This window comes from Desulfotruncus arcticus DSM 17038, assembly GCF_900113335.1.
In the GTDB taxonomy this organism is placed as follows: Bacteria; Bacillota; Desulfotomaculia; order Desulfotomaculales; family Desulfallaceae; genus Desulfotruncus; species Desulfotruncus arcticus.
Genome location: NZ_FOOX01000002.1, coordinates 111,927 through 126,705, shown reverse-complemented (window position 1 = coordinate 126,705; position 14,779 = coordinate 111,927). Strand labels below are relative to the sequence as shown.

Here is a 14,779-nt window from a genome sequence, read left to right as displayed (position 1 = left end):
ATTGTTTCATCATGTTCCAATACTTTACATTTCATCAGTTGTTAAGGCCGCTACCCTTTACCGCAAGATAATGCAAGCTTTTCTAATGGCCCACCATCTTTGTAGGCTTAAAAAAGATTCATCGTAAAAATTACTCTCATTTGTTAGGCATAGAATTTGGAGACTGGTGAGAAGATAGTTATATATTACATGAGTAATACTTGGCTAAACAGAGTTTGAATAAGAACACCGTAGCTTTGCTCCAAGATAAAAAGCATAAAAGGACGGGTGATAATGGTTCAGATAGGCAATTATCATTTAGGAAGAGCAGAAACTACAGAAAAACCCCAAATGGATGCTGGCGAAGTTTTCAGCTTATGGGATATGTTATTGTCTCGCTACGACATAATTACGAAAACCCAAATATATCAAAATTTTGCTCACGATCCTGACCTTAAGGCTATGCTAAGTATAGGGCTGTCAGGTACCCTGGAAAAGCAGGCTACACTGTTAGAAAATGAGATGAATACTCACCGTCTGCCACTACCGTTAAGAAACCCCAAGAGCGTTAATTTACCCAGCCATAGTGAGGTAATAGACGACGAGTTCATATTTAGAGATGTTTTCTTTGGTATACAGGGCTTCTTGGACTATCACGCCCGGATAATTCGTTCAATAACGACCAATGACAAATTTAGAAAACAACTTATTGATATGGCTGTTGATGAGTTATACCTGTTCGATAAGTTTGTTAAGTTTGGTAAATTAAAGGGATGGTTAAGAGTTCCACCTATATATCAGCCGCAGTAACTGTACTAGTATCAGGATACAAACACTTCTTCTATCCCAATGCTGCACAGTTTAAACATACTGTTCATCAAGTTGGTAAGCCTGCTTGCCTTTTACTTCAGGGTAATGCGGGCTTTTTTATAGCGTGCTGCTTAATGCGATATATGAATGAAGTTTACAAAACCATTGGCATCCCCCCTAAAATAAAAAAGCTCCGTATATCTACGGAGATCAAGCATTATATAGCCCAGTTTTGGTTTGTATAGCAGCTTCCAACCTTAAGCATACTGTCCGCCCTGACTTTAAACATCACTTACCCATTCTATTTAATACAAAAACACGTATTATGTTATATTCTTCATCGGTAAGCCGGGACTTGAGAATCCTTTTGATTGTGTCTTTTTCCTTTGAAGTTAAGCCGTCTTGGGCCATTTTTTTAAAGCGCAGTAATTCAACTATGGAAAACTTGGTCAACATAAAATCAATGGCCTGTTGTTTTGTTTTAATTTCGGTATATTGTGTTACCTTTGGCGCCGCCGGACTAAATGGATAAATACTTGTATACCCCCAGTAGCCAAAGAATACCACCACAATGGTTATACAACATTTTAACAGCAAATAGATCAGATATTTTCTCATTAAGCCCTCCATTTAAAACGCAGCAACACTTCATTTATTATTTCCAATAACGACCAATAATAAATTTAATAAACAAATGTCAACTGGGACATTCATCCTCATACGGCATTGGGAGGACATAATCATTTTTGAGCATTTTTACAGAATGCGCCACACCGTAAATTGGTTAGTGGCGCATTTTTAGCTTTTTCAAATATTCTCCTCTTTAAGCACATCAATAATATTTTCTCTCTTAATCTTTGAGCTGGCATATAGCATGGTCGAACCAACAATTAAAAACACCACAACTACGGCCGCCAAAACGCTGCCCCAGGGAACGGCAAAGGCAAATTCGAATGAGTTTCCCAAAACCCCGTAAATCAAATACATCATCACAAAACTAATCGGCAAGCCATAAAGCAGGGCCTTTATACCATAGAACAAACTTTCGTAATTGATCATTTTATTAAAGCCCTCAGGTGTCATGCCAATTGATTTTAGCATTCCAAATTCTCGCTTACGAAGTGCTATGCTGGTTGAAACAGTATTGAAAATATTCGCCAAACAAATAGCAGTAATAAGAACTACAAAGCCATAAAAGAAGATATAGATAAATGTAACAAACTGTTTACTTTGCTTATCTGCTCTTGCAACATCATAGATATATAAATCTGCTATCGAGGTATGCTTTTGGTATTCATTTATGTTTTCAACAAGCTTGGCCGGATCAGAGCTTTTAATAAGCATATCTACTACATCTGTACCGGCATATTTTTCCGGCAGCTTGGCTTCCATAGCTGCAAACACTTCCTCCGATACGATAAACACTGCTTGCGACGGGTTTCTTAGCGATGTTTCGCCAATCGGTGTTTTGTCTGCAAGTGCCGCCACCTCAAATATACTGCTAAATTCACCTGGTTCATTATCTATCCGGTGAGTTAATTTCAACTTGTCTCCCGCTTCAATATTAAAGTGATTTAACCGCATATATTTATTATCCATATTTACATCCACAATATTAACCAGTATGCCTTTGGGATTTACCGTATCTTTTAATAGAGCGACATCAATTCCAAGCTCTTTGGCGTATCTATTAAGGGCTGCCTCATCAATAGATTTGATATCGAAAGATATATCATATGTTTTAATGTTTAGCTCTTTATAATTTGGTTCAATAGCCGATTTAACTTTATCCGGAATTAACCTGCCATCAGCACTCAGTACAGCTTGCATCGTTTGTTCGATACTACTTTCACCGGCATATTCCATCTTGGTTATGGCATGATAAAAATCCTTTTTCTCCTGTGCTGTGGCGGACGATGTTACCGATACCATCACATCGTAAGGAATATTGTGTTTGGCAATCTCCGCTGATTTTTGTGTTAGCAAAGATAGCGATGAAACAGACAAAAACAGGACAATACTAAGCACCAGAGAAAAAATGGTTGCTATATACCTGCGCCTGTTACGCTTCAAGTTTTTCAGCGCCAGCTCCGCCTCAAAACCAAATATAAGACGCGTCAATTTAGAGGTTTTAACAGCCCTGCCGGTGAGCTTAATATCCTGTGCTTGACGTATCGCATCAATGGGCGATATTTTTGACGCACGTCTTGCGGGAATATAAGCCGATACGAAAATAATAATTATCGAAAGCAGCACAGCCAGTATAATTGGGGCAGGCGGGGTTACCAGCGTTAGTTTCTGTGTGCCGCTGATTGCCCCAAGCAAGGGCTGCACCAGAATAAAGGTTAAGCCCATTCCTAATGTGCCTATAATAATGCCGGCAGGAATCCCGATCACTCCGACAACAAAGCCCTCAAATAACATGGAATTCCGTTTTTGCTTTTTAGTGGCGCCGATACTTGCCAGCATACCCAAATGGCGGCTTCGCTCCGATATGGAAATTGCAAAAGCATTATAGATGAGGGAAACAGATCCCACCATGATCAGAACCAGCACAACAGCTGCAAGGGTGTATAGTGTTGACAGCAAATTATCGTCTGAAATAACTCCATAGTAACGTAAAAGCTGTCGATTATAGATGATACCATCGCTTGAGATGCCGGCATTTTTTGAAAGCTCATCTGACTTTTGATACAGGTTTCCCGGTACGCTTTTCAAAGCAACTGATATATCAACGGTGCCGGCGGAAGCAAGTTCATTTTGATCCAGATAAGATATTACCGTATAGCCCGGTGCCCAATACGGTTCAAAGCCCGGCCTGCTGATAATGCCTGTGATAGTGTATTCTTTTGCAGATTTGGCAATAAACCTTTCCCCGCGGTGATCAGTGTTGGCATTAACAAAACCCGCATCCTGTCCGAGCGGGTTCTTCTGCCCATCCAGATAACGCCCGCCTACATCCAATTTAAGGATGTCACCAACTTTATATACCACACCCGCATTTTCGGCAATTTGGGAGGATATTACGATTTCGTTTGAATTCTTGGGAAAGCGGCCCTCAATTAAGTTTAAATTAAAGTTTTTAAAGCCCTGCGCATCAAATGCTTTTATAAAAAGATAGGGCTTATCCTCGTTTTTCGATCCGTCAAGCGGCGCATACCCGATATCCTTGCCGAGTGCTGCCGTGGTCGTGTTTTTATCGTTTATTACCGCATCCGTCTTTTGGATCGCCACATCCTTATACAGCACATGCCAATTACCCGTGTCCTCTATGACAACTCGCTGCATCATACTCAAAAAAGATGTCACAAAGGTGGCGACCGCCGTGAGCATGGAAACCGAAATGATGACACCGATAATGGTCACAATCGTGCGTTTTTTGTTTAGCTTCATATGACGAAGCGTTAAAGCATTGATAATATTCATCTGCGCATCACCTCATCTTTGCCGATGCGCCCGTCTTCAATTGAAATTATCCGGTCAGCCTGCAAAGCAATGCGCTCATCATGGGTGATTACTATTAATGTCTGATGGTATTTTTTGTTAGACAGCTTTAACAGCTCTAGTATTTCCGCACTATTCTTACTGTCAAGGTTCCCTGTCGGCTCATCTGCAAGCACCAGTGACGGATTATTAATCAGCGCCCTGCCGATAGATACACGCTGCTGTTGACCGCCTGAAAGCTGGTTCGGCAAATGACTTAATCTATCAGTTAGACCAAGGGTACTGATTATTTCAACCAGCTGCCCTTTATCGACATCACGTCCATCCAGCAATAGCGGCAGGGTAATATTCTCCCGCACATTCAGAACCGGTATCAGGTTATAAAATTGATAAATAAGGCCGATTTGCCTCCGTCTAAAGATGGCCAGCTTTGTTTCGTCAAGCGCATAAATATCAGTATGCTCAACAAAAACCTTACCGCTTGTCGGCGTATCAACACCGCCCAGGATATGTAAAAGTGTTGATTTCCCCGAACCCGACGGTCCAATAATGGCAACAAATTCACCTTTATTGACCAAAAACGATACATTATCCAGTGCCTTGACGGCAGTATCCCCCTTGCCATAGACTTTGGACAGATTTTCCACTCTTAATATTTCCATTTTTGCTCACTCCTCTTTTAGTCCATGGCTTTAATATATCTGCCTAATATAACATTACGGTGACTATTGGGGTGACAGTTTTGTCACACAATCATTTTATATATCTTGATTGTGAATTGCGTGCCTTGACCCTTTTGGCTGGCAACCTCAATGCTGCCGCCCTGGTTTTGCCAAATACTTTTGGCCATGGCAAGCCCGATGCCGATACTGTCATTACTTGCATTTTGGCCTTTGTAAAATCGATCAAATATATGCGGCAAATCATCCTTGTGGATGCCCTCACCGTTATCAAATATGTTTATCATGGTATAAATCGGGGTTGTTTTAAAGTTAATACCGATCTTTCCGCCACAAGGCGTATGCTCGATACAATTTTTCACTATGTTTGTAACAGCCTCTGATGACCAGTTAAAATCGCCTATAAACCGGGCATCATCATCACCGCTGATTTCAAAGGTTTGCTCCTTAATTTCAATAGGAATTAACAGATGTTCGGTAGCCTTACCGATCAGCTCTTTTACCTTCACATTCTCTTTTTTAAACTCAACCGCGCCCGCATCAACCTTAGACAGCTTGAGCAGTGACGAAACAAGCCATTGCAGTCTTTCAAGCTGTGAACGGATATTTTGAGTGAATTCCACACGCTTATCCCGCGGCAGGTTTTCATTACATAACAGGTCTGTCATAACAAACATTGAGGTTAATGGCGTTTTTAGCTGGTGCGAAATATCCGAAATTGTATCGGCCAGGAAAAGCTTGTCTTTCTTTAATAGCCCGGCTTGCTCATATAGAGTTACGGTTACTTTATATATTTCGCTTTTGAGTATGCTCAGCTCGCCTTCAGCATTATCTCTGATATCAAGAGAGTATTCGCCGCTTGCAATCCGCTTGAGATATCCGGATAATTCGTCTAATTGCTTATATCTCCACCTGGTAAAAAACCAGGAAACAGCCAGCATTACAAGCAGAGTCAAGCATGCTGTTATTCCGGCAATAGTGTCGAAGAAAAAGCAGGCAATAGTTCCCATGATTACCACTGCAGCCAAAAAAGTTATATATATTTTTATTTCTTGGTTTCGCAGCATGTCAATCGCCCACCTTATATCCCATCCCGCGAACTGTTTTGATGATGGTTGGGTTTTGGCTGTCATCCCCGATTTTCTCCCGCAAACGCTTAATATACACCGTTAAGGTATTATCATTTACGAACTCTCCCGCAAAATCCCATATGCCGTCTAAAAGCCGTCCGCGGCTTAGAACTTGTCCCACGTTATTGGCAAAGATCAGGAGCAACCGGTATTCGAGAGAGGTTAATGAGATCTCCCGCTCTCTTTTATACACCTTGGCCTGTGCCGTGTTGATTTTGATGTCGCCAAACTCAAACAATGTTTTGGGGAATTCTGACTTGTCATACCTGCGAAGTACACTCTTAATACGAGAGAGAAGCTCTCTTAATCGAAACGGTTTTGTTATATAGTCATCCGCTCCCATATCAAGACCCATAACCACATTAACCTCATCATCTATGGCAGTTAGAAATATGACCGGCATATCTCCTTTCGTCTTAACTATTTTGCAAATATCGTAGCCATTTCCATCGGGAAGCGACAAATCAAGTATGGCCAGATTAAATTGATTTTCATTTATAGTTTTTTTTGCATCTGCAACGTTTGTACAATGTAAAACGGTATATCCCTCTTGCACCAGAGAGTACTCAAGCCCGGACGCAATCACCTTATCGTCTTCTACAAATAATATTTTCAGAGTAAACATCTCGCTTTCTTAACCCAATTATCATTATATAAGTCCGTGTACCCCAATTATAGACTATTTCAGGGTTGGCTTAACCGCTAAATGCTGGTATTAACCCTCCGGATTTCCGGCGGCGCGTCAGCTTCAAAGAACACCGGAAAGCGAACACAAAAGATTGAAATTACAATTTTGCAGGGATGCTACAAGTGGTCTAAACGCAGGAATGGCAGGAAACATACGGTTTCCTGCCATTCCTGCAAGTTTATCAACATACGTCTAATAATCTTCTGTTTAGCTTCTTCGGGCAGCATCGGTGACCGGTGCTTGGCCAGCAACTCTTTCGCCTTAATCCTGACCTGCTCCCTGATATCCATACCTCCACCGGTATAAGATCTTTTCAGGTATTGTAATCACCGGCGAGACTGTGATTAAACCAAACCTTTCAAGAACTGCTGCCGCAGGTCTTCGGGAAATTTCTCTATGGCATAGCGCAGCATTGTACGGGGCATTTGCCTGTAGTGCTGTTTGAGAAAGTTGAATTCCACCGCAAAGTCCCTGTTGCCAATCTCCCTTAACATCCAGCCTACTGCTTTATGAATGAGATCATGCCTGTGGGGCAGCAGTATAACGGCAATTTTTAACGTATCATCGTATCGGTTTTGCTTGATGAAGTGAAAGGTGGCAATTACCGCCATTCTCTGTTGCCAAAGGTCGCTTGATTCGGCAAACTCGTACAGGATATTTTTTTTCCTGTCCAGCAAGTAAGCGCCGAGAATCTTGTCCGCCGAGGAGTCAACCAAATCCCAGTTGTTAATGTAAGCAGTATTGGCCAGGTATAAATCTACTATTGCTTTCTTTTCCGCATCGGTTTTCAGCTTCTCATATTTATACACCAGCATGAATAACGACGTTAACCGGTACTCATGTACGGGTTCGTGCAGCAGTTGTTCCACAACATCCAACGGTAACTGTTGATAATACTTTTTGGCCACTTTCCGCTGATTTGGCACCGTAACTCCGATAAATACATCACCAGCACCATAACCATCAGGGCCGGCTTTAAAAAATTTGGGCAGGAATGCCGCCTTTTCTTTATCCGCATACTGCTGCAGTTCGCCTTTTATTGTTTGATAATGGTCCATAGACACCGCCCCCAAAAACTAGTTTCACAGAGGAAAAGACTCTACAAATCAGTTGTTCCGCTAATTCCATACAATGCTTCCGGAACTAATTCACACACCATTGCGTTTTCATCAGGAATATTGTGTATATTTTTAATGCCAAAATTAACAGCAGTCTATCTATATAATCGCCTCCCATAGCATATTGCTCTCACAATGTAGACTGAATCTTTTTAACAAACTCAACAAGATGCTGAACTATATTAAAATTCTAGCCTCTTTTTTAATTCTTTTATTCTTTTTTTAGTTAAAGGTATAGGGATTGTTATTCTTGAGTAAGCATGGGCGTTTCCGCCCATACTCCTCGACGGAACCGTACGTGCCCTATTAAGGCATACGGCTCTTCACATCATATTCTCATCATCTATAGAATAAGCTAACTTTTATAGTCGGTTCTAATAACGGAAGAGTTTTCAACAGTCCATTAAAGAATGTATCAAGTGTGTAACTTCTTCTTTGACCTCTTTTATTAAGCCATTTAAACAGCAGCCATTTGACTACATTCAGGTAACTCTTCACACCTCTTGTATTATCGGTAACTCCATAATACTGATAGTGTCCCCTTAGTTTCTGATTAATTTTCTTAATCAATTCACCAACAGGCATTATTCGATTATTCTTTATCCACTCTTTTATTGCCTTGACTTTGCTTCTAAATTTCTTCTTGCTCGTCTTAACCTTGCAGCGAAAGAACTCTTTTTTCCCATTTTCGCTACAGTAGAATGTAAATCCTAGGAAGTCAAAAGTCTCCGGTTTCCCTAATCCTCGTTTCTTTCTGTTCCGTCTGGCAAACCTTCCGAATTCCAATATCTTCGTTTTCTCTAAGGCTAATTCCAATCCAAACTTCTTAAATCTCTCTATCAGCCTTTGATAAAATACTTCCGCTTCCCATTTGTTTTAAAAGCAACATACAAAATCATCGCAGTATCTGATTAAATATGCCTCACCTTGACACTGTCGTTTTACTATCACACCGAACCAGTTGTCCAATACGTAATGCAGATATATGTTCGCAAGTATCGGTGAAGCTCCGTTTCCCTGCGGAGTGCCTTGTTCACTTTCTAAATATTTGCCATCTTCCATGATTCCAGATTTTAGGAACTTTCTTATTATCTCTATGAATTTCTTATCTGCTATATCATGTTCCAAGAACTTTATCAGCCATTCATGGTCTACGTTATCAAAGAAACATTTTATATCTGCTTCCACGATGTAATTGACCTTATGGTATTGTACATCTTCTATGATTTCTCTGACCGCTTGATGGCAACTCCTGTTTGGTCTGAATCCAAAGGATTCATTATAGAACTTCGGCTCATATACCATAGTTAATATCTGTGCTATGATGTTTTCAACTAATTTATCTTCATAGCATGATATCCCCAACGGTCTCATTTTATTGCTTCCGTCTTTTGAAATGTACACTCTCCTTACAGGTTCTGGCTTATAGCTTCCGCTTTTCATTCGTTTTACCAAATGTTTTACGTTTGCTTCTAAGTTAACAGAATAATCTTCCTTTGCCACCCCATCAATTCCCTTTGCTTTCCTTCCGTCCATTTCCTTATGGCTGTCTATCAGCGTCTTTTCATTGATATAGGAAGCAAGGTTTTGAACCTTCCCATCAATTCTAGCCTTTTCTACATTGAATCGTATTCCAAGTAACCCGTTAATAATGTTCTTCAGCTCTCCTGTCTGCAATATCATACGTTTACTTGAAGCTATGTTGTGATAACCCCTTCCCTCCATTTGCTTTCACAAACTTCTCCGGTACTATGAGTTAGTCGGACTTCCTATAATGCATTTGCTCATCTTGCTCGTTCCCTTACTTGATTTCGCATACTGATTTCTCAGACATTATAGGATCTCATCTGTTCTAATAACATACTTATCATCAAACTCGCCAAGCCCTCAGACCCCGGAAGAGTCATGCAAGTCTCACCATTACGATTTGTATGATGTTGTCTGCTACCGTAAGGACAGTATCGACCTCTTCATTTAGATAATGATTTCGTGGCTCAATAGCTTCACTTTCATTTCGGCTCGTTTGCTCCCCGTCCTACGCTTAAACCTAATGTTACCATTTCGGTTCCAAGGACTAGGTACAGGCTACTGGTTAGGTATTACCTGAGAGGATTTCCCTACTGTATATTATTAGCTTACTAATGAAAACAGAGTCGCCTCCATTTTCAAGAGGAAACAACACGCATTTGCGTGCTGCTTCGCAGCTCGCACCCTTCCAACATTATATTGTATGTGCCTATCATATTAATTAACTGGTATTTCTTAAGCCGAGTGGCCATAGGCTTGTTATAAATAACCACATAGTGGAAATGGAAGTCCACTTAAGCAAAACAACAAGGAGGTATTTTTATGATAATTAATCATAACATAGCAGCACTTAACACGTATCGTCAGTTGAGCAACAACAACTTACAAGGCAGCAAAGCATTAGAAAAGTTATCTTCCGGCCAGCGGATCAACAAAGCAGGGGACGACGCTGCAGGTCTGGCCATCAGTGAAAAGATGCGTGCTCAGATTCGTGGATTGGATCAAGCCAGCCGGAACGCCCAGGATGCCATATCGTTGATTCAAACAGCAGAAGGTGGGTTAAATGAAACCCATTCCATCTTGCAGCGGATGCGCGGATTAGCAACCCAGGCAGCAAGTGATACCAACGTGGACATCGACCGTGAAGAGATTCAGAAGGAAATCAACCAGTTAACCTCGGAGATTAACCGTATCGGTAACACCACCGAGTTCAACACAATGAAACTGTTGGACGGTGGAACCAGCCGGACTGCTAATATTCGTTACAGCATAGAAACTGCCAGTATGGCGGAAATAACTCCTACCGGAGAGGTTAGCGCAGTAGATGTTGTTACTAATAGCGTCAAGGCAAGTGAGACTGCTATAAGTGCAGTAACAGTTACTACTGATAGTGTGGCTGCTGCAGGTTCGCCAGTAGGCGGAATAAGCCAGCCAAATGAGACTACAGGTAGTGTCGTGGCTGGAATTGGTGATATCCAATTGTTCAGGGTGGATACAGGTAGTGTAAAGGCGGCTAATGCTGGAACAATCGGTGATTTTGAAATTTCACAAAATAGTGTGCTGCAGGGAACCGGTGTCATGGAATTGACGGAGATAATAGCAGGTGACGCTACTCATACAGCCACTTATGGTATTGAGATTACAGACAACTTTACTGCTGGAGATACAATCACGATTGGAACTCAGACTTTTGAAGCAGGTACAGATTTTACAGTCGGCGCTACCATTACAGAAACAAGAGATAACATTATGGCCGCCATTGATGCCGGTGGCGATACTTATGTTGACGGCGGCACAACTTATAACCTCACTGATAATGATCCATCTTATGACGGTGGTGGCTATGCTGACAACAACCTGATAATATTCACTGACGCAGCTGGTCCTCAAGTCGATGCTAACGCAGGTGCTATGAACGCTTCTGCTATTACTCAAGTAGCGGCTCAAGTAGGTGAATATCGTTTTGAAATCGCCACCAACTTTGCAGCTGGTCAGACAATCGAAATCAATGGCTATTCATTTACAGCTGCTGCTGGTGGTGGAAATACCAATACCCAATTTGAGATTGGAGCCACTGTTGTAGAAACAGCAGAAAAATTAAGAGATGCTATAAACGCTGCTAGAATTGATGGCGGGGATGGTCAAGCAGCTCTAGGTGGTTTCAATGCGGCTACAGTAGGTACCGGAGTCTACAATGATACCATCACGCTGACAGAGACAGCGGCCACTGGCAATGACCTGGCGGCAGTAACAAAAACTGATGTTGCCGAAGTTCAGGGTGTCTACTCCTTTGAAATCAAAGACAATTTCTCTGTCGGAGACAAAATCACTATTGACGGACAGGAGTTCACAGCGGTCGAGGATGATGGAGTCAATGTAAACACAGGTACGCAATTCTTAATCGGAGGAGATGAGGCAGCAACTGCATCCAACCTGGCAGCAGCCATTGATCTAAACGGCACTCTTAGCACAAAATACGACAATGCCGCTGTTGGTTCCGGTGCTTTTGGCAACAACCGTATTACCTTGACAGAGAGTGTCGGCCAGGCAGAAGGAATTAACCTCGCTTCACCTACAGTCGATCAGGTGGATGAAGTTCAAGGGGAGTACACATTCTCATTAGTAGCTAATTTTGCTGTCGGTGAAAAAATCACCATCGGTGGGCAGGAATTTACGGCAGTTGCGTCAAATGGTGGCGCTGACAATACGGCAACTACCTTTGAAGTAGGGGCTAATACCGACGCAACTGCCGCCAACCTGAAGGCAGCTATGGAAGCAAACGCAACACTGGATGACCACTACTCCATTGCTTTGGCAGGCTCTGATTTTACAGTCATAGAAAAAGCGGGACAAGCATCCGGTTCAGCTTTGACTGTAAGTGCTACAAGTGCCGTAGGCGAAGTTAGAGGAGACTTCAAATTTGCAATCACGTCCAACTTCTCAGATGGAGACAAGATTACCATTGGTGGTGTTGAGTTTACAGCAAAGACCGGTGGAGCTGATACCGCAAATGGTGAGTTTAATATAGGTGCTGATCTTGGAGCTACTACCGATAATTTAATTATCGCACTTAATGATGCAGGAAACGCCACCAGCGCTAGATTTACCGCCAGTAAGCTAACAGACAACACAGACCCATTAAACCCGACATATGAAATCAGGCTATATGAAGACAATGGTGCGGCAACCGGAAGTAATCTAACTGACCCATCTCTGGACTTGGTTCAGGAAGTTCAAAGCGTTTATACCTTTGATGTGGAAGCCAATTTTGCAGATGGTGACAAACTAGCTATTAATGGAACAACCCTTGTAGCCGGTGATGATTTCCGTTGGAGCAGATGCTGATGCAACGGCGGCAAGCATTATAGCTGCTATTAACGATCATGCTGTTTTAGGAGATCGGTTTACTGCCGCATCTTCCGGTAACAGTATCGCTCTGACTGAGAATGCTACAAAAGCAACTGGCGATAATCTAACTGATCCGGATGTAAAAGGCGATGCAACAGCAGGAAAATATAAATTCCAAATGAGTGCTTTGAAGGCTGGTTCAACTGTCACCATTGACAACCAGAAACTGATCCTGGCCACCGGCGGAAATGAAACAGAAACAGCTGCGGCCCTAAAAGAAGCCATCGAGGCTGATGCCACACTGAATGCCCAGTATACAGTAACAGCATCCGGAGCAGAAGTGACTCTGACCCAAAAAGAAGGTCAGGAATCCGCAAATGCCCCAACCCTATCCTACACCACTAAAGCGGGAGATGGTTATAGGACCCGGATGCAGATTGGTGCCAACACAGGTCAGAGTATGTCTCTGGACGTTAATGACATGAGAGCGAATGCCCTCGGAGTAACCTCCAATACAGGAACTGCAGGCCAGACTGTTGAAGTGGAAGGAAAACAATATGCTGTAGCCTGGACATCTACCCAATCAGTTACTAACGGCACAGATGATATAGCAGTTGAATTTGCCCTGGATGTCTCCACTCACGATAACGCCACAGCAGCTGTTAAAGTTATCAATAACGCAATTGAAACAGTCTCCGCAGAACGATCTAAGTTAGGTGCTTTCCAGAACCGTTTGGAACACACCATCAACAACTTGGGCACATCATCTGAAAATCTAACTGCTGCCGAAAGTCGTATCCGCGACGTAGATATGGCCAAGGAAATGATAGAGTTCACCAAGAACAACATCCTCTCCCAGGCCGCGCAAGCTATGCTGGCGCAAGCCAACCAGCAGCCTCAAAACGTACTGCAGCTTCTGCGTTAATCATTTAACAATTCGAAAGCCAGCCGGGTTTCCGGTTGGCTTTCTTTCCTAATAAGGTCTTACTATACATACTCTATTTTCCGTCTGGTGGCCAGTCCGGATCAAGGGAGACTGTGCCGGGCCTGACCATATATAACCCTTGCCCGCTAAGGGCAACGGCATGGGCAGCAAATAAGGCTTTGCGTGCCCCGGTCATCCTTAACTCACCACGCACTCAAACACGCCCAGCTTTTCTAGGACGATTGTCTTCCGGATATTTTTTTTCAAAGAATTCTTTACTTTCAGGCCTGAAATATCCAGTTGGTCCTTTCCATCGAAACTTATTTACCGTACCTTTCCCTATTTGTATCGCTTCTTCTGGACATTGGTTAATGCATCTCATGCACATATAACAACGTGTATTAAAGGTAACAGAACCATTTATTAAGGATATGTTTTTTGATGGACACTGTCTAACACAAAGCCCACACTGAACGCACTTTTCATCTGCCCAAAACCCGGTTTTAATTTTCTTTTCAGCAAATTTATATCCAAAGTCCCAAAGTAATTGAAATATTGTATTCAGCAGCGGAATTCCTCTGGGTGCCCGTCTCCTCATAGCAGCAACAGTTTTACCCCGGTTTATCTCACCAATCACATAAGCTATTCTTTCAGCAAATTCATTGATTTCCTTTATATCGCTATAATCTTTGTTTAATGCTTTTTGTACATATTTTGAGCTTTCACTCACGAATGGAAGCCCATCTGACCCAGGCATTCCTATGATTTTATAGTCTAAAGGGATATAGCCTTTACGGCCTAACTGTTCATAAACATCGTTAATTGCATGTCCCGCAAACATAGCTCTTGTACAAAATACAAATATCCCTTTTTGATTCACATTGGGCAACAAATTAAGATATTGTTGAAAAAATACTGGAGGCGCCCCTGCATAGATCGGGAACCCAATTATAAGCAAGTCAAATTCAGTACTCTCCTCTGGTAATATATTTTCAATTGAGCCTAAGTCTGAATCAACTGAAAGAATTGCTAACTTCCTCTGCAAATATTTTGCGACATAATCAGTATTACCTGTTCCACTAAAATAAAGAATAAGAACTCTCATTAAACACCATTCCCTATTTCGACAA

Annotated in this window: 12 protein-coding genes and 2 pseudogenes; 3 read left to right on the top strand and 11 right to left on the bottom strand. The window is 42.0% G+C overall.

The window, feature by feature from the left end:
• Window positions 1-273: 273 nt before the first annotated feature.
• Window positions 274-789, top strand: a complete 516-nt coding sequence (locus tag BM056_RS03140; RefSeq protein WP_092468647.1) for a DUF3231 family protein — start codon at window positions 274-276, stop codon at window positions 787-789.
• A gap of 288 nt (window positions 790-1,077) precedes the next feature.
• Here the strand turns inward: BM056_RS03140 and BM056_RS03135 are convergent, their stop codons facing one another.
• From BM056_RS03135 to BM056_RS26755, 9 genes are all read right to left on the bottom strand, one after another.
• Entirely contained in the window at window positions 1,078-1,407 is a 330-nt protein-coding gene (locus BM056_RS03135; protein WP_092468645.1) for a hypothetical protein, read from the bottom strand.
• Between the two features lie 189 nt (window positions 1,408-1,596).
• Window positions 1,597-4,182, bottom strand: coding sequence for an ABC transporter permease (locus tag BM056_RS03130; protein ID WP_165613348.1), 2,586 nt, complete (start codon window positions 4,180-4,182; stop codon window positions 1,597-1,599).
• A gap of 29 nt (window positions 4,183-4,211) precedes the next feature.
• Entirely contained in the window at window positions 4,212-4,895 is a 684-nt protein-coding gene (locus BM056_RS03125; RefSeq protein WP_092468641.1) for an ABC transporter ATP-binding protein, read from the bottom strand.
• Between the two features lie 83 nt (window positions 4,896-4,978).
• Window positions 4,979-5,980, bottom strand: a complete 1,002-nt coding sequence (locus tag BM056_RS03120) for a HAMP domain-containing sensor histidine kinase (RefSeq protein ID WP_092468639.1) — start codon at window positions 5,978-5,980, stop codon at window positions 4,979-4,981.
• 1 nt (window position 5,981) lies between these two features.
• Complete coding sequence (locus tag BM056_RS03115) at window positions 5,982-6,659, bottom strand: response regulator transcription factor (RefSeq protein ID WP_092469226.1); 678 nt, start codon at window positions 6,657-6,659, stop codon at window positions 5,982-5,984.
• A 188-nt stretch (window positions 6,660-6,847) separates the two neighbouring features.
• Window positions 6,848-7,021, bottom strand: coding sequence for a hypothetical protein (locus tag BM056_RS26025; RefSeq protein WP_165613347.1), 174 nt, complete (start codon window positions 7,019-7,021; stop codon window positions 6,848-6,850).
• A gap of 54 nt (window positions 7,022-7,075) precedes the next feature.
• Window positions 7,076-7,789: a DNA alkylation repair protein gene (locus BM056_RS03110; protein WP_092468637.1), complete on the bottom strand. Its 714-nt coding sequence runs from the start codon at window positions 7,787-7,789 to the stop codon at window positions 7,076-7,078.
• Between the two features lie 399 nt (window positions 7,790-8,188).
• Window positions 8,189-8,665, bottom strand: coding sequence for a group II intron maturase-specific domain-containing protein (locus tag BM056_RS26760; RefSeq protein ID WP_092468635.1), 477 nt, complete (start codon window positions 8,663-8,665; stop codon window positions 8,189-8,191).
• Window positions 8,666-8,725: 60 nt separating this feature from the next.
• The gene (locus tag BM056_RS26755) at window positions 8,726-9,574 is read right to left on the bottom strand and encodes a reverse transcriptase domain-containing protein (RefSeq protein WP_238456282.1); all 849 of its coding nucleotides are present in this window, start codon (window positions 9,572-9,574) and stop codon (window positions 8,726-8,728) included.
• 624 nt (window positions 9,575-10,198) lie between these two features.
• Here BM056_RS26755 and BM056_RS03090 point away from each other — a divergent pair.
• Both BM056_RS03090 and BM056_RS27755 read left to right on the top strand, forming a co-directional pair.
• Window positions 10,199-10,612: pseudogene (locus tag BM056_RS03090) on the top strand (flagellin N-terminal helical domain-containing protein); the annotation flags it as partial.
• Window positions 10,613-13,349: 2,737 nt separating this feature from the next.
• A pseudogene (locus BM056_RS27755) lies at window positions 13,350-13,649 on the top strand (flagellin); the annotation flags it as partial.
• A gap of 73 nt (window positions 13,650-13,722) precedes the next feature.
• Here BM056_RS27755 and BM056_RS26015 read toward each other — a convergent pair.
• Both BM056_RS26015 and BM056_RS03080 read right to left on the bottom strand, forming a co-directional pair.
• Entirely contained in the window at window positions 13,723-13,863 is a 141-nt protein-coding gene (locus BM056_RS26015) for a hypothetical protein (RefSeq protein WP_165613346.1), read from the bottom strand.
• On the bottom strand, window positions 13,864-14,754 hold the full coding sequence (locus BM056_RS03080) for an EFR1 family ferrodoxin (RefSeq protein ID WP_092468631.1): 891 nt from the start codon (window positions 14,752-14,754) through the stop codon (window positions 13,864-13,866).
• Between the last annotated feature and the right edge of the window lie 25 nt (window positions 14,755-14,779).